Here is an 18,465-nt window from a genome sequence, read left to right on the forward strand (position 1 = left end):
TCGGCCCCGCCCGACCATTGACCTACGTTAAGATCCGTGATGGCGCTGAGCCATTTCCTTGCGGACGCGGCTGAGGCTTTCGGGCGCGATGCCGAGATAGGAAGCGACCATGGATTGGGGAACGCGCAGTAAAAGACTGGGGTATAATTCGATAAAGCGGAGATAGCGCGCTTCGGCCGTAAAACTGAGCAGTTCGTTGACACGGTCCTGCAAATGGCGGATATGATTATGGAGCAGGCGGTTGTTGGCTTCGGTGAACGCGGGATCGTGGCGGGAGATATCCAGCACGAAGGCTTCGTCGAGCGAAATCACGCGGCTGTCTTCCAGCGCCTGGATGAAATACTTCGAAGGGTTCCCGAAATACACGCTTTCCCGGTCAGACACGATCCAGCTTTCCGGAGCAAACTGCAGGATGTGCTCCTTCCCTTTATCGTCGATGGAATAATACCGCAGCAATCCTTCTTCCACGAAAAAAGAATTGCGGCACACCTCGCCCTGCCGGAGCAGAAAAGCGCCTTTGGGCACCGAAACGGTTTTCAGGGAAGCTGCCAGTCCGGTAGCGCTTTCGATGCCGATATGGGTATTGTTGGCGAGGTATTCCGCCAGTCGGGACGATGCCATGCACAAAGTTTGAAACTGCTGCAAAGATACGGCATGGAAATTTCCGGAATTTTACCCGGGAAAGGGGATCGAGCATGAATTTTGCGCCGCTCTGCTGCCGGAATACGGCATCCTGCTGCGAAATACAACCAAATTCCCGTTAATACGTTGTTTGAAATTGGGATGGGATATTTAGGGAACGGACAGGAGGCAGTAGGCGGACGGAGAAATCCGGGAAAAACAAAACCCGCCATGAAGGCGGGTTTCAGATGATCCTGAGGTACCGAGCGGATTCGAACCGCTGTACGAGGTTTTGCAGACCTCTGCCTAGCCTCTCGGCCACGGTACCTTGTTTTTGTTCCCATCCGTTTTTGATGGACTGCAAAAGTAGTAAATTTTAGATATTTGCCAAATCTGATTACAAGATATTTCTTTACGGAATAAAAAAATCGATTTATGTCAACAGGAATTGCCGCATCAGAACTGATTCTCAACGCCCGCGGGGCCGTTTACCATCTGGACGTCAGGCCCGAAGAAATCGCGCACACCATCATCACCGTGGGCGATCCTGACCGGGTAGTGAACGTCAGCAAACATTTCGACCGGGTGGAAGGGCAATTCCGGCACCGCGAGTTCGTCACCCACACCGGTTACGTCGGCAACACGCGCATCTCGGTAGTGTCTACCGGTATCGGGACAGACAATATCGACATCGTCCTCAACGAACTAGACGCCCTGGTGAACATCGATTTCGAAACCCGGCAGATCAAAGACGCGCTGACCAGCCTGCGGATCGTGCGGCTGGGAACGTCCGGCTCGCTGCAGGAACATATCCCCGTCGATAGTTTCGTGGCTTCCTCGCACGCCATCGGGCTCGATAACCTGCTGCCATATTATACCTGGCACAATACGCCCGAAGAGCTTCAGCTCCTGGAAGCCTTCCGCGGGCAGGTGCGGCTCCAGCCCCACGCCGCCCGGCCTTACCTGTTCGAGGCCGCGCCCGAATTACTGGGGCTTTTCGGCGAAGGGTTCCATTCGGGCATTACCGTTACCTGCCCGGGATTCTATGCCCCGCAGGGCCGCCAGCTCCGTGGCGCGCTCTCCCACCCCGAGCTGATCGACCAGTTGGGCAGGTTCACCTTCGAAAACCAGCGCATCACGAACTTTGAAATGGAAACTTCGGGGATATACGGGCTGGGGCGCGTTTTCGGGCACCGTTGCCTTTCGCTGAGCGCCATCGTGGCCAATCGCGTCAGGGGCGAATTCAGCGCAGACGGGAACGCCGCCGTGGAAAAACTCATTACCACCGCCCTTCCCATCATCGCCGCTTGAATACCACCACAACAATGCGTAACTTTGCCCAATCATGCAGATCCATTTCTATAAATACCAGGGAACAGGGAACGATTTCGTGATCGTAGACAACCGTTCCGGCGAATATTCCGGCCTCACGACCGAACAGATCGAACATTTGTGCGACCGCCGCTTCGGCATCGGGGCAGACGGGTTGATGATGCTGGAAAACGAGGACGGGTACGACTTCCGGATGAAATACCACAATTCCGACGGCCGCGAAGGCAGCATGTGCGGGAACGGCGGCCGCTGCCTCACCGCTTTCGCCCGGAACATGGGGATCAAGGGAGATACGCTCCGGTTCATCGCGTCTGACGGCGAGCATGACGCCAAATTCCGCGACAATGGCTGGGTGGAACTGAAGATGAAGGATGTGGACCAGGTGGAGGTCGGGAACAACTATTTCTACCTCAATACCGGCTCCCCGCACTTCGTGCGCTTCGTGACCGATATCCAGGAAGTGGACGTGTACGAGGAAGGGCGCGGCATCCGCTATAACGAGCGTTTTGCCGCTGTGGGCACCAACGTCAACTTCGTGCAGGAAACCGACCAGGGCATTTTCGTGCGCACCTATGAGCGGGGCGTGGAAGACGAGACCTTCTCCTGCGGCACCGGCGTTACCGCCGCCGCCCTCACCGCTGCGCCCGGCGAAGCCGGACAATACGCCATCCCCGTGGAAACCCTCGGCGGCCACCTGGAAGTCAGGTACCTGCGGACGGGCGAGCGCAGCTTCGAGGACATCTGGCTCTGCGGCCCCGCCACGCCTGTATTTGAAGGAAATATTAAAATTTAGGCGGCCCGCTTTTGGTAAATTAATTCCGTTACCTTTGCGCCCGGATGATCCAGTACTTCATAAATATCGATGCCCGAACAGTGGAAATCAAGGAACCGGACAACGGCGCCTGGGTGAATATTACCCCGCCGTTGAAACAATCCGAGTTCGAACAACTGTCGGAAGAGCTGGACATCCCGCTGGACTTTTTGACCGACTCGCTGGATATCGACGAAAAAAGCCGTTTCGAGCTGGAAGACAATGTGAAGCTCATCGTTCTCAAGACCCCCACGGAAAATAACTCCATCAACGAAAGCGACAGCTACTACATCACGATCCCCATCGTGATCATCCTCACCCACAACCAGATCGTCACCGTCAATTCATTCGACAACGCCGCCATCAAGAAATTCCTCAACACCTTCCACAACCGCCATCCCGAGAAGCGGAACATGATGGTGCTGAAGATTTTCGAGAAAGTGGTCATGAACTTCCTCGATTACCTCAAGGAAATCAACCAGCGCCGCAATCTGCTCGAACAGAAACTCTACGACTCCAACCGGAACGAGGAACTGCTGTACCTGATGCGCATCCAGAAATCCCTCGTATACTTCGTCACCGCCCTGCGCAGCAACGAACTGCTGCTCATGAAGCTGGAACGCACCAACTTCCTCGGCCTCAACGAAGATGAAAAGGAATTCCTGCACGATCTGATCGTAGACACTTCCCAGGCATTGGAAATGGCCAATATCTACACCAACATCCTTTCCTCTACCATGGACGCGTTCGCGAGCATCATCTCCAACAACCTCAACTTCGTGATGAAACGCCTCACGTCCATCACGATCGTGCTCACGCTGCCCGTACTCGTAGCCAGCATTTACGGAATGAACGTGGAAATCCCCTACGCCCATTCCAAATACAGCTTCTACATCCCCGTAACGATCGCCATTATCACGGCCATCGTCATGAGCTGGTACTTCATGAAGAAAAAGTGGTTCTAGTATTTTGATTTGACGATATCGGCCAGCACCTTGTCGATCGGCAGGGTTACTGCCTGTGCCGAAAAATCGGCCCAATCCACCCATCTCACGCCCTCCACCTGGTCTGCACCCTCCGGTATCTCAAACCCGAAAGGCTCCTCCAGCAAAGGCGCCACGAACGGCGACACCGGCTTCACGAGATAGTAAATGGAAATGATCTGGTTGGTATTGTCGAACGCGGAAATCTGGAAAAAATCGGTGGTATAGATATGTTCCACCACTTCCACATCCTGGCTCAGCTCTTCCTGCCATTCCCGCACCATGCATTCCAGCGTTCCTTCGCCGAACTCGAGCCCGCCGCCGGGGAATTTGGTATAATAACCGCCGCGGATGTACTCGTCGCTCACGAGCACCTGTTTCTTTTCATTGATCATGATGCCGTATACACGGACCGTAAACTGAGGCATGTTGAAATATTTATCGGTTCATGGCCGCACGTTTCATCTCCCCCGCCAGCTCGTGGCCCAGGTATCTTTCGATGATGCCGTGGACCCAATAGATGACCGGTGTGAGCACGATGGCGACCGTGAATTTATAGATGTAATTGATGATGCAGACGCTGATCACCAGCCCCAGCGGCCACACCTGTCCTTTTTGACCGGCGATGAGCGGGAAGAGGTAGAACGCGCAAAACAGCACTACGAACGAGTCGATGAGTTGCGAAACAAGCGTGGACCCGGTAGAACGGAGCCAGATTTTGCCCTCCCCGGTCACTTTCTTGATCTTGTGGAACGTGAACACGTCTACCAGCTGCCCCAGCAAAAAAGCCGTGAGCGACGCGATGATGATCATGGAGCCCTGGCCGAGTATCTGACCATACGCCTTGTCCATATCCGGAACGCCGGCCTCCACCTTGCTGGTCACGAAGAAAGCGGCGGGATCGAGGCGGATGGCGATGTAAAAGACGATGAACGCGAAGGCGATGAGCGCGGCGGTGAGGTACGACAGGAAACGGACGCCCTTCACACCGTAATATTCATTGATGATATCGGTCATGATAAAAACGACGGGCCAGAGCAGTACGCCGGCGGTCATATTGAAACTGTACGCGTCCCCGAAGATCATGATGTTCACGGGGCTCATGCCGAAGGTGGCTTCCAGCGAAAAGATCTTGACGCCGATGATCTCGGCGATGAGGGCGTTGGCCACGAAAATGCCGGCGAGGATGATGAAGACCCGGGTGGGCTTGTCTTTCAATATATTGGTAATCATATGGGGGATACGAGTTGGAAAAGCAAAGTAATGACATTCAGCACAAAAACGTATGGATGAATGGCGGCAAAACGTACCTTTTTCAACAGCAGCATAACGATGGTGAGGAGAATGGTGACGATATTGAGGGGCGCGGCCACGAGCCAGCCGAGGATGGTGACGTGCTTGACGAGGAAGTCCCACGCTTCGGGATCTCCCATCATCCGGATGACAAAACCTAGCCAGTAGCAGATATTACAGATAAAGCTCAATTTTATAAGAAAGCGGACGAGCCTCATATTGAAATTTCGGATAAAATACAGTTATTTTGGATTCTTTTACAACTAAACCGGAAATACCCGATGCAACAAACTTGGCAAAAAGGCCTCCTGAAACATGTGTATGCCGTCCTGATCTTCCTGGGGCTCGCGTTCCTGTTCTGCTCGCCCGTGTTGAACGACATGGAATTGCGGCAGACCGATAACGTGTCGTGGAAGGGCATGTCCCAGGAAGCGCGTGCATATCACGACAGCACAGGCATCAATCCTGTGTGGACCAACGCCATGTTTGGCGGGATGCCTACGTACCAGATCTATATGGCGCAGGACAACTTTACGTATTACCTGCACGAGATCTTTACGCTGGGTTTGCCGAAGCCGGTGAACTTTTATTTCCTGGCGATGATCGGTTTTTATTTCCTGCTGTCTGTCATGAATTTCAGGTGGTGGATCGCGGTGATGGGGGCCATCGCCTTCGGGTTCGGTTCGTACAACGCGATGATCATCGCGGCGGGGCACGATACGAAGATGTTTACCATCGCGTACATGGCGCCCCTGCTCGCAGGCATCCTCCTCGCCTATCGCGGCAAATATTTCATCGGCGGGATCATTACCTGTATCACGCTGTGCCTCATGATCACTTCCGGCCACTATCAGATGGTTTATTATATGCTGCTGGTGTGCCTTTGCATAGGGATCGGCTATCTCGTTCATGCCGTTAAAACCAAACAGGTGCCCCAATTCCTGAAAGCCACGGGAACACTGGTGGTTTTCGGCGCATTGTCGGTCCTCCCCAGCACGGTTACCATCTGGACGACCACCGAATTCGGCAAATACACTATGCGCGGCGGCCATAGCGAACTGACGCCCGCCGCCGGAACGGAAAGCGACAAAACGAAAGGCGGCCTCGACAAAAGCTACGCTTTCAACTGGAGCGAAGGTATTTTCGAAACCCTCACCGTAGTGGCGCCCAACCTCTACGGCGGCCCCTCCTCCGGCCCGCTGCCCGACAACGGTGAAATGCACAAGCAACTGACCACCATGGGCGTTCCCGAAGCGCAGGCCAACGAATTCGTGAAGAACATGCCACGCTACTGGGGCTCGCAGCCGATGACCGACGGCGGCGTGTACTGGGGCGCCATCATCCTGTTCTTCTTCGTGCTGGCGCTGTTCATCGTGAAAGACTTCAACAAATGGTGGATCGTGGCGGCCTGCATCGTGGGCGTGGTGCTCGCCTGGGGCAGCAATCTTTCCTTTATCAACTATTTCCTGTTCGACCATCTCCCGCTGTACAATAAATTCCGCGCGCCGGCGCAGGCTTTGGTGATTCCGCAGGTGCTGGTGCCCTTTTTCGCATGCTGGGGCCTGAACCAGCTGATGACCGACGCGCAGGATAAAACGCTGGCGTTGAAAGACCTGAAGAAAGCGCTGTACGTGACCGGCGGCCTCGCGCTGCTGCTCGTGGTTTGCTCTTTCGGGGTGCTGTCTTTCACCCACAGCCAGGATTTTGCGCTGCAATATTTCAGCCAGTTCGTGGGTGGCGATCAGAATATGCTCGGCCAGATCATCACCGCGTTGAAGGCAGACCGTGCCTCCCTGCTGCGGATCGACGCGCTGAGGAGCCTCTTCTTCATCGTAGCCGCATTCGCCCTTTGCTGGGCCTGGCTGAAAGGCAAGCTGGCCGCAACGCCCGCGCTCGCCATCCTCGCCGGCCTCGTAGCCGTAGACCAGATGTGGATTTCCAACCGCTACCTCGGGAAAGAGAATTACGTAACCCCGTCTGACTACAGCGCCATTTTTGCGCCGTCTCCCGTAGATATCGAGATCAAGAAAGATCCTGATCCGTATTACCGCGTTTTCAATACGGCCCGTTTCGAAGACGCCATCAGTTCGTACCACCACAAGAGCGTGGGCGGTTATAGCCCCGTGAAGCTCGCCCGTTACCAGGACCTGATCGAGCATCAGCTGTCTAAAGGCACACCGGGCGTGGTGAACATGCTCAACACCAAATACATCATCTTCCAGACCCCGCAGGGCCAGCTTTCCTACCAGCGCAACCCCGAAGCACTCGGCAACGCCTGGTTCGTAGACAGCCTCGTATGGGCGAAGAACGCCGATGCAGAAATGAAAACGCTCGACAGCCTGCCCACCGCGCATGCCGCCGTGGTCGACGAGCGGTTCCGCCCTTCGTTGAACGGCCTCGTTCCCGCAAAAGATTCCGCCAGCCACATCCGCCTCACCAAATACGGCCTCAACGAGCTGCATTACCGCAGCTCCAACAGCAAGGCCGGCCTCGCGGTGTTCTCGGAGATTTATTATCCCGCAGGATGGAAACTGTTCATCGACGGTAAGGAAGAAGAAATCCTCCGCGCGAACTACCTGCTGCGCGCCGCCAAAATCCCCGCGGGCGATCACGATATCGTCATGAAATTCGAGCCGCGCAGCTATTACCTGGGCAACAAGATCACGGCGTTTTCGTCTATCGCCATGCTGATCCTGCTCGCCCTGGCCATCGCTTTCGAGATTATCCGGCAGCGGAAAGCCAATGCCGGCAAGGAAGTAGCGCCCGAAGGCAGCAAGTCCGTCAAAAAGTAATGGAACGATAAAGGCAACGGCCCGGTGATCCTATAATCGCCGGGCCGTTGTGCTTTTATTAATTTCTTGGGATCAATACCACAAACGCGCCTCCGTTCCCCGGAGATACGCGCGGGCAGCGGCTCCCAACGGCGTCCGCTTCTCGTTTCCCGGGATGCTGAAGACCGATTTCCAGCCTTCCCCCCATCCTTTCCAGTCCCACTTCGTTTTCTTCAAATATTCAAGCGACCACATGATGGCGGTGGTATAGAAACACGATTTCGGGAGATAGCGGAACGCCACTTTCGCCTTATTCACCCACAACATCCGCATTTTATCGGCATGCGGTGTGCGGCCCAGGGGCGATTCGTTGTGCATCACCACGATATCCGACAGGTAAGCGATCGTAAATCCTTTCTCGATGACGCGGTAAGCGAGGTCGTATTCCTCCATGCCGTAGAAGAAATCTTCGGGGTACAGGCCTGCCTTGTCGTACGCTTCCTTCAGAATGGCGTGCCCCGCGCCGATGAAGTAAGGCGCCAGGAACCGGGGCTTGTTTTTATACTTTTCGAATTGTTTCTGCGGAAAGGCGTTCACCTGCATCTGTCCCGTGCTGGCATACAGCACTTTGAAGCAGAGGATCCCCGCATGGTTCTCCCGCAGGTACGGCCCTTCGAAGGCGTCGGCGATGAGCTGCAGCGCGGTATCGTCGCGGAACCAGGCGTCATCGTCGATCGTAACGAGCACGGGCGATTTGGCGAGCGAAATACCGAGATTGCGCCCCTGGCCACGCCCAGGTTTTCGGAGGACTCGATGTAGCGGAAAAAGGGAAGCCCGGCCATGAAGGCTTTTACTTCGCTGTAATCGGCGGTAGACGCGTTATTGACGATGATCACTTCTTCCAGCAACGCATCCGCATTTTTTTGGGCAGCAAGGTTGCGGACCAGCATCAGGAGATCGTCTGGCCGGTTATAAGTGATGATGATGACAGTTAATGGCTTCATATCAATTCGACAAAAGGCTGCGATAAGCGGCAGCGAACGCTTCGAGACTGAAATGTTCCTTTGCGTAGGCGATGTTCCTTTCCCGCATGGCGGCCAGCGCATCCGGCCCCGCTTCGCGCAGCAGCCGCGCCCCTTCCGCCACGATCTCCGCTTCCGGCTGCCGGTGCGAAATCAGCCAACCGTTCGCGCCATGCTGCACATGATACGGAATATCGCCCACGTCGGTCGATAAAACGGCCAGCCCGCGCGCCATCGCTTCCATGATCACCATGGGAAAACCTTCGGTGGATGATGTGATGGCGATGATCCGGTGCTCCCGGTAAATGCGGTCTATCACCTCTGCGCCCGACTGCTCCCCATAAAACACGCAACTTCCCTGCAAATCGGCCGGGATGGCGGTTTCCAGCGGCCCCAGCATACCGGCCTTCTCCCCCGCCGCCTGCGCGATGGCCGCTACCAGCCAGGGGCGTTTCTCCGAAGTTCCGCGACCGGCATACAGCAACCGCGCCGCTTCGGGAAGCGGCGCTACGTCCGCCGGAATGGGAATCCCGTTCATGATGAGGCGGATGCGCTCGCCGAACGCCGCAGGGACGTTGAACTTGCGGTACAGCTCCAGGTGCTTGCGGATACTGTCTCTGCTGATCATGACCGACGTTTCGTAAAACGGGATAAACGGGATGCGGATATACGAAAAACTGCAGAACGAATGGATCAGTTCCACCTGGCGGACGCCCTTCGGCACATGCGGCGATAATTTATACGCGAAATTGCATTGCCCGTTGAACACGAGGGGCTGCACCCGCTGCCGGCGGATGTATTCCGCCGCAATGCCGCGCCAGATAAGGTTATTCCAGTACATGAACTTATTGTCCGTATACCGGGAAACATCGCGCACGGTGATATTCGGGGCTTTGAACTGGCTAAGCAGCGCATCTCCCTGCGATTTTTTCGTGAAGAAAATGATGATCTTTTTATCGGGAAACAACTGTGCGATCTGCGCATGCACCTTTTCCGCGCCGCCAACGTGGTAAAACGGGAAGAACAGGAAAAGATCAAACTCCCCTTCCAGCGGCCGCAAACGGGCGATCAGTCTGCCCAGCAGGGCAAACGGGAAGATCGCCAGGGCTTCGAGGCGCCGTTTGAGAAGGAACAGTTTATACATGGGCATTGCGTTGTTTGAAGGATTTCACCATGGCAACGACCGCATCGCGGCACATACCGGCCAGCACCCGGCAATCGAACCCGTTCCACTTCCCCTGCGCCAGGCGTAGCGCCAGGTACCGGCGCTTGCAATGGAAATGCCGCAGGAAAATATTGTTTTTCTTGATGACCGAAACCGTCACCGAGCCAGAATGCACACGATACAGCAACAGCGGCTCCGGCACCTTTTCCATCACTTTACCGTCGCCCTGCAGGCGAAGCCAGAGGTCGTAATCTTCGATGTGTTTTTGTTCCTTCCGGTAAGGATATTCGCGGAACACTTCCGCCCTGGCCATCACGCCGGGATGGGCGATGCAGTTGAATTTGGGAAGCGCCCTGCGGATCTGCCCGTTCGTGACGCAGGCCCTGTCTTCCGGCCAGATGCCCGTTTCCCGGCCGTTTTCGTCGATGAAAGTGATAAAACACCCTACCACCGCCGTTTCCGGGTGAGCAGCCAGCCAGGCCGCCTGCCGTTCGAAGCGTTCGGGCAAACAAACATCGTCTGCATCGATCCGCGCGATGTATTGCCCCCGTGCCGCCGCGATGCCGCGGTTCAGGCTGAAAATGAAGCCCTGGTTCGGCTGCGGGAAATAATGGATGCGGGGATCGTTAAAAGAGAGGATGGTAGCCTCGCTGTCGTCGGTAGACCCATCATTGATGACGATCAGTTCAAAATCTTCCAAAGTCTGCGCCAGCAATGCTTCCAGCGTTTGCCGCAGGAATGGGCCGCCGTTGTAAACGGGTAATATGACGGATATGAGCGGTGCTTTTTCCATGTGTGCTAAATTCTGTCCCATGCCGCCGGGACCAGGTCGTGATCATGCAATCCCTCCGCCAGAAACCACCGCTTCGGCGCAGTGATCCTTTTGCCGGGAAACCGGTTCAGCCAGGCCGCCCACCAGCTGTAACTGCTGTTGGCGATGATCTGGTGCCTGCATTGGCTCATAAGGAAAAGGTCTTCGTATTGCGTGCTGCTCAACGATCCGCTGAGGATTTCGTAGGGAATGCCCGCGGGAAGATTGTCTTTCACCCATGCCGGATCGTTGGTAAATATATAAAATGTAGCGCCGGGATACCGTGCCGCCGCCCGCTCGTAATATTCGGGTTCGCAAATGCCGTGGTACACCGCCGCCGATGTGCTCGTATAATCGCCCCGGCGGAAGTGCATGGCCACGCTGTCGCTGTTGCGCAATATTTCCGCTTTGGCCAGTATTTCCGGTGAAAAATCGATGTTGAACGCGAAATCTTCCCGGATGACATCGGCTACGGGCGCGAAGTATTTCCAGCTTTGCCAGTAGCCTTTCAGGTACACGGGCGGTTTAACGGCTTCGAACGCGGGGTCGTAGTGGAAATGCGCTTCGCGGAGGATGCTCCGCATGGATGCGGGGGCCAGGCGGTTGAACACCTTTCCCAGCGGCCCGGGGTGCGGGATCATGTTTTCGGAGGCCGCGGCGGCGTGGATCTTCAGTCCGTCGAGCCCGTACATCGCGGCCTGGCGGGGCTCGTAACTCCCCTTGTCGAGGTACAGCGGAACATCATAACGCAAAGCCAGCGCGCGGCCGGCAGCGTATTGGAACATCTGGTTGCCCAGCCCGCCTTTTAATTGAACAAGGATCAAATGGGTTCGTTTTGGCGCAAAATTATCCTTTTTCGGCCATTAATCCGATCAGCGCAGCAGCGTAACCGTTCCTTTCCGTTCCACCGGCCCGCATTCGGAAGCGATCCGCAACACATACACAAAGGTGCCGACGTCCAGTGGAACGTTTTTGTAAGTGCCGTCCCAGCAATCGTTGGCCTTGCTCGTCCTGAAAACGATCTTCCCCCACCGGTCGAACACCGACAGCTCGAAGCGGGTCACCGGCCCGGTGGATCTGATCCCGAAGCAATCGTTGACCCCATCACGGTTGGGCGTAAACGCGTTGGGCAGCTGGAAGTGCGGCCGCTGGCCGGTGTAGGAAACGGCGACCGTCACCGAATCGAGGGCGGAACAGCCGTAAATATCTTTGGACGACAGGTAATATTTGTGCGATGTTACCGGTGAAACGGACTGGACGTGCATCGCGGGATCGGAAATCCCCGGCCCCGCGCTCCACCGGTATTCCAGCGCGCCCGCAGCCGTCAGCGTTGCAGCGCCATGCATACAGTCGATATCGTTGCTTTTGAAAATGGTCACATCCGGCGGCTGGCGCATGCTAACCGGCAGCGTCACCCGTTGTTCCTGTCCGCACACCCGGTCGCGGAGCGTAACGTGGTACACGGTGCTCGAAGTGACGGGGGCCGTCGTCAACCGGTCGCCCGTTCCGATCACGGTAAAATCTTCCCTTTCCCAAACCGCTTCATCCGCTCCGCGCGCCGTGAACTGCACCTGCTCCCCTTTACAGGCGAAGCCTTGCAGTGGCGAAACGCCCATATCCGTAGGTTTCCGCACCGTAACCGGCAATACGAAAGTTTCGTCTATCCCGCAAACGGCATGCTGGACCCGCACCGCGTAATTGGCGCTGTTCGCTGGTTGCACCTGTAGCTGCCCTGCAGTGCCGATGATGTTTTGCTGCGCGTCTGTCCAGGTAAAGGAGCCACCGGTTGCGGTAAACGTGACCGCGCTGCCCTCGCAGATGGTGGCGTTCAGGGGCGTTACGCTGACTACGGGGCGGGGCGTTACCATCACGGGGAGCGTGATCGTAGCCCGCTGTCCGCAAAGGTTTTCAGACAGTACCGCAGTATAAGGCCCGGAAATCTGCGGCGCCACGGTGAGCGTATTACCCGTTCCCACGCCGGCGCCCGTGTAATCGCTCCAGGTTACGTTATCCGCCCCTGTGGCCGTAAACGTGATACTTGTGCCCTGGCAAACGGCGTAGTTCCCCGGCGTCACGTTCAGCACCGGAAGCGGATGTACCCGCACTGTCACCGTATCGCGGCTATGGCAGCCGTTGGCGTGTTCGCCGTATAAAAAGTAAGCGGTGGTAGCAGGAGGATTGGCCGATGGATTGGGGATGTTGACCGCTGTGAGCGAAGGATCGGGCTGCCATTGGTAACGGTCTGCCCCTGAAGCCTGGAGCCGCGCGTTCCGGCCTTCGCAGATGGCCACGTCCCTGCCTGCATCCACTTTCGTGATGTTGCAGGTTTGCGGTATGGATTCCATGTAGTCCTCCACTTCCCCGTCCGCAGCGAAGCCTTCCGGCGATTCGACGGCCGCGCGGGTAGACGCGATGCGGAACCGGAAGGCGCACCGGGCCGAGGGGCCGTCTGCCAGCGAATAAGGGAGGCCCGTCCAGCTAAAAACCGCGCTGGTAGCGCCGGGCGGTATGGTCAGCACGATGGTTTCGTTGGCACTGAAGACCCCGTCGCGGTCCCAGTCCATCCACCCGCCGGCGTAAGCCGTTGCCCCCGTCTGGTTCGTGACGGCAACGTTGAGCGCGTACGTACCGGTGCTGCCGTTGTATGCAGGAAAAACGGATACCGCTTCTTCGTCGGCCCCCAGCAGGTTATCGTCTGCGCCCTGTACATCGTCCGGATCGGCCATAACGTTGCCCAGGAACAGGCGCGACTCCGGGATCAGCGAGGGCCCCGGCGGCGCGAAGGAGCAGCCGTTGACGGCGCGCCAGTTGATGGCATGCTGCGCGGAGGGGTACGGACCGGGAAGGTCTCCCCAGTCTATGGGCGCCAGAATCCCGAAAGTAACCGCCATCCCGCCGATAGCGCCGCTCTGGCGTTCCAGGGTGGTTTTGACGACCAGGGGCGCCACCCCGTCAGACCAGGTGGCCATCATCATGTTCTCGCCCGTTCCGGAACTGCCGCCGTAGGTATTGGCGATCTGGATGGTTTGCGTATTGCATCCCGTGAGGGGATTGAGCATCGTGAGCACGTTCTTGAAATAATCGACCGCCTGCCAGGCGCCGCCGGAAGTGGTAAAATGCGTCACTTCGGTGGAAACGGAAGCTTCCGCATCGGCGGCCACGAGCGTAAACGGGATGGAGACGCCGTTCCGCCGGGCAGTGATTTCCATATCGAACATGACCGTTGCCGCGGTTTGCCGGCTGTGGAGCGAGGGGCGCATGCGCGTGTCGGAAAACTCGTACAGGTTATGCAACACCGCGCCGTACCAGGTGTTCATGACATCCGGCTCCAGGGTACCCGATACGTTGCTGAACCGGATGGTGACCCGGATTCCGTCGGCCGTCGTAAACATGCGCGTGGCGCCGTCGGCGACGGTAAAACCGTTCCAGTCGAAAAACCAGATGTAAGGCTTCAGCTTTCCGGTGCCGCGGTCTGCATATTGGGCCCGTACGGTGGTACCCGCGATGAGGAAGAAGATGAAAAGGAGTGTTTTGACGGCAAGCCTCGGCATAAGGAAAACGGAATGAGCGTAACACGGGATGGATCAGCACGGGGACCAGTCGTTAAAGTTAATAATTCCCGGAGCAAACCAAAATCATTATATATTCGCCGTTAAGTTTGAAAGTATAATGGGCATCATCCGCAGTCAAAGTATTCGTACCTCCATCATCACGTTCGTAGGATTCGGCATCGGCGGCATCACTACCATCCTGGCGGCTAAGTTCGTGGACCCGGAAGTGGTGGGTTTGACGCGGTTTTTCATCAGCATCGCCCTCATCGTGGCGGCCCTGTCTAACCTGGGCTCCATTTCCATGCTGAACAAATTCTATCCCTGGTACCGCGATCTGCTGCCGGCCAACCGGCGCGATATTTTCGGGATCGTGCTGATCCTCTGCGGGATCGGGTTCCTCCTTTGCACGGCGGGTTTCTTCGTATTCGAAGACCTCATCATCCGGAAGTTCGGCACCAAAAGCGCCTATGTGGTGGATTATTACTTCTACCTCATCCCCTTTTCCCTGTTTTACCTGCTGTTCTTCATCTTCGAAAACTTTTCCTACAACCAGTATAAAAGCGTTTACCCTATCCTGCTGAAAGAAGTAGGCCTGCGGGTGGAACAGCTTGTGCTGTACGTTTTGTTCTTCTTCGGGGCGCTGGCCCTGCCGCATTTCGTGCTATCGTATTCCCTCGTGTACCTGGTGATTTTCGGGTTCCTGTTCGTTTATCTGTACCGCCAGGGCGACCTTGTTTTTTCCTTTTCTATCAGTAATGTGACGCGCCGGCTCGCCAGGCGCATGATCACTTTCAATGCCACGCTGTACATCGGCGCGGTGATCGCCGTGGTGTCCCAAAACATCGACAACCTGTCCATTTCCAGCAGAGACGGCCTGAGCCTGGGCTTCGTCTTCGAATTCGCGACCTATATCAGCACGCTCATCCTGCTGCCGCAGCGCAATATCGTGGCCATCGCCATCCCCGTGCTGTCTGCCAACTGGAAAAACCGCGATGTATCGGCCATCGGCAACATCTACCGCCGCTCCAGCAACTCCATGCTTACTTATGCCGTACTGCTTTTCGGGCTGATCTGGCTGAATGTGGACAATGCATTTGATATCCTGCAACTCGACGATATCTTCGACGCCGGCAAGCCGGTGATCTTTTTCATGGGCCTGAAATCTGTGATGGACATGAGTTTTGGCGTATCCAGCCAGATCACGGGCACCTCCAACCACTGGCGTTTCGAGTTCTATTCGAACCTCCTGGCGGGCGCCATCGCCATTCCGTTCAACATCTGGTTCAACAAGCTTTTCGGCATCCAGGGCAACGCCATCGCGAATTTGCTGTCTGCCTTCATCTTCGGACTGGTGCGATTCTCCTTCCTGTATTTCCGTTTCAAGCTGCAACCGTTTTCCCTTCGCACGTTATACATCGTGCTGCTCGGCCTCGCCTGTTACTGGGTGGCGCAACTGATCGGGATCGCCAATCCCTGGCTGAGCCTCATTTTGCGCACAGCGGTGTTCGGCGGCCTTTTCGGCGGCGCGGTGATCGCTTTCCGGCTGTCTGACGACGTGTCGGAAGCGTTTGATAAATTCATTAAAAGCAGGTTAAAGCCATAGGCTGCGGACCCACGCGGCCGACATGAGCGCCTTGGAAGCGGGGCCTGCGCGCAACAAAGCGGCGGGCACCCGGCACTGCGCCCGTACGATCTGCCGGAACACCGCGGGAACGGGGTTTCCGGCGCAATACCTTACCAGCTCGTCCTGACTGCGGATCCCGAAATTCCGGAACATGCGCCAGAGCAAATCATACATCTTCCAACCCTGTTTCACGTATCGCGGATTTTTGCCCAGCACATGCGCCCATTCGGGCAGTACCACGGCGGGATCGTGCTGCACGGCATTGGTGACCTGCATTTCGTGGAGGCCGATGTTGACGAGCGGCTCGGGGATATACACGGCGGGGCCATGCTTGAGCGCTTCCAGGTAAAAATCGATGTCTACCAGCCATTTCAGTTGCGGATCGAAACGGAGGCCGGGAAACTTCCGGAAAGTGACACCGCTCGGCGCACCCACGAAATTCCCCAGCAGCAGGGATTCCGGGCGGCGATTGAGCTGATCGAGCTGTGCGGGCGTGGTTTGATGAACGACTTCCGCGTTATTTGGATATACGTCTACCGTAGCGGAATACGCCATCGACGCGCTGGGGTTGCGGTCGAGCTGATCTGCGATAGTGGCCAGAGCGTTGGGCGAGCGGAGCCAGTCGTCGTGATGGAGGATTTTCACATATTCGCCTTTCGCGAGGGCGAGGGCGGCGTTCCAATTTTCGGGGGAACCGAGGGCGGAGGGATTTTTTCATACCGTATGGGAAACCCGGCCCGGAAATCGCGCACGAGATCGGCCACGGAATCGTCCGGCGAATCGTCGGTCACGATCACCTCGAAATCGGCATGTTCCTGCAAACGCAGGCTGTGCAAGCATCTTTCGAGCAATATCGGCTGTTTGTAAGCCGGTATACAAACGGAAATCCGTGGATTATTCATGTAAATGGTATATTTTGCAAAGATATATTTATCGATCATATTACATGGCCAACTCCTCGAACAGCGCGCAGTCCCGTTCCATGCTGGGGCAAATCCTCGGCGGCGTCCGTAAAAAGCTCATGCCGAAGCGAACCGACGGCGACCGTCTTTCCTTCTGGATGGTCAAGTACCTCAAGCACTTGCCCCAGGGCCCCTTACAGCATATCAACTGGAAAGGCGGGAAGATTTGGTTCACCAAATCCTGGGAGCTCATGCATTCGTTCGACGAGATCATCACCCAGGAAATATATCGGTTCAAATCTTCGACAGACGCGCCTTTGATCCTCGATTGCGGCGCCAACATCGGCCTCAGCGCGCTCTATTTCCAGCGCCTCTATCCCAAAGCACGCATCATGGCCTTTGAGCCGGATACACATAACTTCGAACTCCTGACAAAAAACGTGCAGGACAATCAGCTGACCGGCACCGAGCCCATCCGGGAAGCGGTATGGACCCACACCGGCAGCATCACCTTTACCTCCACCGGCGGCCAGGGCAGCCACATCCAGGAGGGCGGGACCAACACCATCAGCGTTCCCTGCCGCAGGCTGGCCGATCTGTTGCAGCAACCCGTCGATTTTCTGAAGATCGATATCGAAGGCGCGGAATACCCGGTGATCCTCGATTGTGCGCCATATCTCCACAATGTGCGCTGCCTTTTCCTCGAATACCACGGCCAGATCGGCAAAAGCCATGAACTGACGCATATGCTCGACATCCTGAAACAAAGCGGTTTCGAGTATTACATCAAGGAAGCGGCAGACAATGTGGCCCATCCCTTCGTTCCCGGCGAATGCGGCAGCGAATACGAACAGCAGTTGAATATTTTTGCGAGAAGGATCAGTTGATCCTGCCGGCGCCGGCGTAATACCTTACCCAGTAAGGCTCGCGGAGGTCACTGATCATGACGCCGTTGCTGGAAGAGGCATGCACGAAACGGTCGTTATCGAGATACACGCCCACGTGGGAAATCCGCTTTTTGCGGTTGATGGCGAAGAATACGAGATCACCGTATTGAAGGTCTGCCCGTTTGGCCAGGCGGTTCACCTGGTGGAACAACTGGCCGGAATTGCCGCTCAGGCTGATCTGGAAAACGGCTGACATAAAGGTATTCACGAAATTGGAGCAGTCGATCCCGTCTTTCGAGCTGCCGCCCATGCGGTAAGGCACGCCATACCATTCTTCGATGAAATTGAACAATTTCTCGTTCACCACATTTTCTACGGGCAGATCGAGCAGCTGGGCGTATTTGAACTGCCACCAGCGGGCTTCTTCTATGCCGGCTACCCGGCCGGGCGATTCCCGGAGGGAGGTGCCGCGGTTTTTATGGCTATGGTCGCTGGTTTTGGGATCGCGAGAGATGGCGATGCCATCGATGAATTCCATCTGGCGCGGCTCCGCGGGCTTTTCTGCGGCGGTTTGCTGCGGCTGTTTCTTCAACATGGCGCAGCTTCCCAGCAATAAGGCCCCCAATGGCAACAACCTGTAAATTCGCATTCCCGATCTTCTCTTCATTCCGGCGTTTTTTTAAAAATTGGTT

Annotated in this window: 18 protein-coding genes, 1 tRNA gene and 1 pseudogene; 6 read left to right on the forward strand and 14 right to left on the reverse strand. The window is 56.3% G+C overall.

Features of this window, described 5'->3' with window-relative positions:
- Positions 1–27: 27 nt before the first annotated feature.
- Both WJU22_RS20630 and WJU22_RS20635 read right to left on the reverse strand, forming a co-directional pair.
- Entirely contained in the window at positions 28–621 is a 594-nt protein-coding gene (locus WJU22_RS20630; RefSeq protein WP_341840062.1) for a Crp/Fnr family transcriptional regulator, read from the reverse strand.
- 257 nt (positions 622–878) lie between these two features.
- A tRNA-Cys gene (locus WJU22_RS20635) sits at positions 879–949 on the reverse strand.
- Between the two features lie 107 nt (positions 950–1,056).
- Here WJU22_RS20635 and WJU22_RS20640 point away from each other — a divergent pair.
- From WJU22_RS20640 to WJU22_RS20650, 3 genes are all read left to right on the forward strand, one after another.
- Entirely contained in the window at positions 1,057–1,932 is an 876-nt protein-coding gene (locus tag WJU22_RS20640; RefSeq protein WP_341840063.1) for a nucleoside phosphorylase, read from the forward strand.
- A 34-nt stretch (positions 1,933–1,966) separates the two neighbouring features.
- Positions 1,967–2,746, forward strand: coding sequence for a diaminopimelate epimerase (dapF, locus tag WJU22_RS20645; protein ID WP_341840064.1), 780 nt, complete (start codon positions 1,967–1,969; stop codon positions 2,744–2,746).
- Positions 2,747–2,826: 80 nt separating this feature from the next.
- Complete coding sequence (locus tag WJU22_RS20650; RefSeq protein ID WP_341840065.1) at positions 2,827–3,729, forward strand: magnesium transporter CorA family protein; 903 nt, start codon at positions 2,827–2,829, stop codon at positions 3,727–3,729.
- Here the strand turns inward: WJU22_RS20650 and WJU22_RS20655 are convergent.
- The 3 genes from WJU22_RS20655 to WJU22_RS20665 are packed head-to-tail and all read right to left on the reverse strand — an operon-like array spanning position 3,726 to position 5,231.
- Positions 3,726–4,175 carry an NUDIX domain-containing protein gene (locus WJU22_RS20655; RefSeq protein ID WP_341840066.1) on the reverse strand — a complete coding sequence of 150 codons (450 nt, stop codon included), beginning with the start codon at positions 4,173–4,175 and terminating at the stop codon, positions 3,726–3,728. The genes WJU22_RS20650 and WJU22_RS20655 overlap by 4 nt on opposite strands.
- A 10-nt stretch (positions 4,176–4,185) precedes the next feature.
- Positions 4,186–4,980: a queuosine precursor transporter gene (locus tag WJU22_RS20660; RefSeq protein WP_341840067.1), complete on the reverse strand. Its 795-nt coding sequence runs from the start codon at positions 4,978–4,980 to the stop codon at positions 4,186–4,188.
- A complete protein-coding gene (locus tag WJU22_RS20665; protein ID WP_341840068.1) occupies positions 4,977–5,231 on the reverse strand; it encodes a hypothetical protein in 255 nt (84 codons plus the stop codon). The genes WJU22_RS20660 and WJU22_RS20665 overlap by 4 nt, the downstream gene beginning before the upstream one ends.
- 90 nt (positions 5,232–5,321) lie before the next feature.
- Between WJU22_RS20665 and WJU22_RS20670 the strand changes: the two genes are divergently transcribed.
- Positions 5,322–7,832, forward strand: coding sequence for a YfhO family protein (locus WJU22_RS20670; RefSeq protein ID WP_341840069.1), 2,511 nt, complete (start codon positions 5,322–5,324; stop codon positions 7,830–7,832).
- Between the two features lie 72 nt (positions 7,833–7,904).
- On the opposite strand, the gene WJU22_RS20675 is transcribed toward WJU22_RS20670, so the two are convergent.
- The 6 genes and pseudogenes from WJU22_RS20675 to WJU22_RS20695 form a co-directional block, all read right to left on the reverse strand.
- The gene (locus tag WJU22_RS20675; protein ID WP_425165373.1) at positions 7,905–8,558 is read right to left on the reverse strand and encodes a glycosyltransferase family 2 protein; all 654 of its coding nucleotides are present in this window, start codon (positions 8,556–8,558) and stop codon (positions 7,905–7,907) included.
- A 92-nt stretch (positions 8,559–8,650) separates the two neighbouring features.
- Positions 8,651–8,917: pseudogene (locus WJU22_RS27305) on the reverse strand (glycosyltransferase family 2 protein); the annotation flags it as partial.
- Positions 8,817–9,977: a glycosyltransferase family 4 protein gene (locus WJU22_RS20680; RefSeq protein WP_341840070.1), complete on the reverse strand. Its 1,161-nt coding sequence runs from the start codon at positions 9,975–9,977 to the stop codon at positions 8,817–8,819. The gene WJU22_RS20680 and the pseudogene WJU22_RS27305, both read right to left, overlap by 101 nt.
- The gene (locus tag WJU22_RS20685; protein WP_341840071.1) at positions 9,970–10,791 is read right to left on the reverse strand and encodes a glycosyltransferase; all 822 of its coding nucleotides are present in this window, start codon (positions 10,789–10,791) and stop codon (positions 9,970–9,972) included. Before WJU22_RS20685 ends, WJU22_RS20680 begins: the two co-directional genes overlap by 8 nt.
- A gap of 5 nt (positions 10,792–10,796) precedes the next feature.
- On the reverse strand, positions 10,797–11,633 hold the full coding sequence (locus WJU22_RS20690) for an alpha-1,2-fucosyltransferase (RefSeq protein ID WP_341840072.1): 837 nt from the start codon (positions 11,631–11,633) through the stop codon (positions 10,797–10,799).
- A 48-nt stretch (positions 11,634–11,681) separates the two neighbouring features.
- Positions 11,682–14,360, reverse strand: a complete 2,679-nt coding sequence (locus tag WJU22_RS20695) for a CshA/CshB family fibrillar adhesin-related protein (RefSeq protein WP_341840073.1) — start codon at positions 14,358–14,360, stop codon at positions 11,682–11,684.
- Between the two features lie 118 nt (positions 14,361–14,478).
- Here WJU22_RS20695 and WJU22_RS20700 point away from each other — a divergent pair, with 118 nt between their 5' ends.
- Positions 14,479–15,963, forward strand: a complete 1,485-nt coding sequence (locus tag WJU22_RS20700) for a lipopolysaccharide biosynthesis protein (RefSeq protein WP_341840074.1) — start codon at positions 14,479–14,481, stop codon at positions 15,961–15,963.
- Here the strand turns inward: WJU22_RS20700 and WJU22_RS20705 are convergent.
- Together WJU22_RS20705 and WJU22_RS20710 are read right to left on the reverse strand one after the other, a co-directional pair.
- Positions 15,952–16,629: a hypothetical protein gene (locus WJU22_RS20705; RefSeq protein WP_341840075.1), complete on the reverse strand. Its 678-nt coding sequence runs from the start codon at positions 16,627–16,629 to the stop codon at positions 15,952–15,954. The genes WJU22_RS20700 and WJU22_RS20705 overlap by 12 nt on opposite strands.
- Complete coding sequence (locus WJU22_RS20710) at positions 16,626–16,835, reverse strand: glycosyltransferase family A protein (RefSeq protein WP_341840076.1); 210 nt, start codon at positions 16,833–16,835, stop codon at positions 16,626–16,628. Before WJU22_RS20710 ends, WJU22_RS20705 begins: the two co-directional genes overlap by 4 nt.
- Positions 16,836–16,900: 65 nt before the next feature.
- On the opposite strand from WJU22_RS20710, the gene WJU22_RS20715 reads away from it, so the two are divergent.
- Positions 16,901–17,773, forward strand: coding sequence for an FkbM family methyltransferase (locus WJU22_RS20715; protein ID WP_341840077.1), 873 nt, complete (start codon positions 16,901–16,903; stop codon positions 17,771–17,773).
- Here WJU22_RS20715 and WJU22_RS20720 read toward each other — a convergent pair.
- On the reverse strand, positions 17,766–18,440 hold the full coding sequence (locus WJU22_RS20720) for a C40 family peptidase (protein ID WP_341840078.1): 675 nt from the start codon (positions 18,438–18,440) through the stop codon (positions 17,766–17,768). The genes WJU22_RS20715 and WJU22_RS20720 overlap by 8 nt on opposite strands.
- Between the last annotated feature and the right edge of the window lie 25 nt (positions 18,441–18,465).

The organism is Chitinophaga caseinilytica (assembly GCF_038396765.1).
Classification (GTDB): Bacteria; Bacteroidota; Bacteroidia; order Chitinophagales; family Chitinophagaceae; genus Chitinophaga; species Chitinophaga caseinilytica.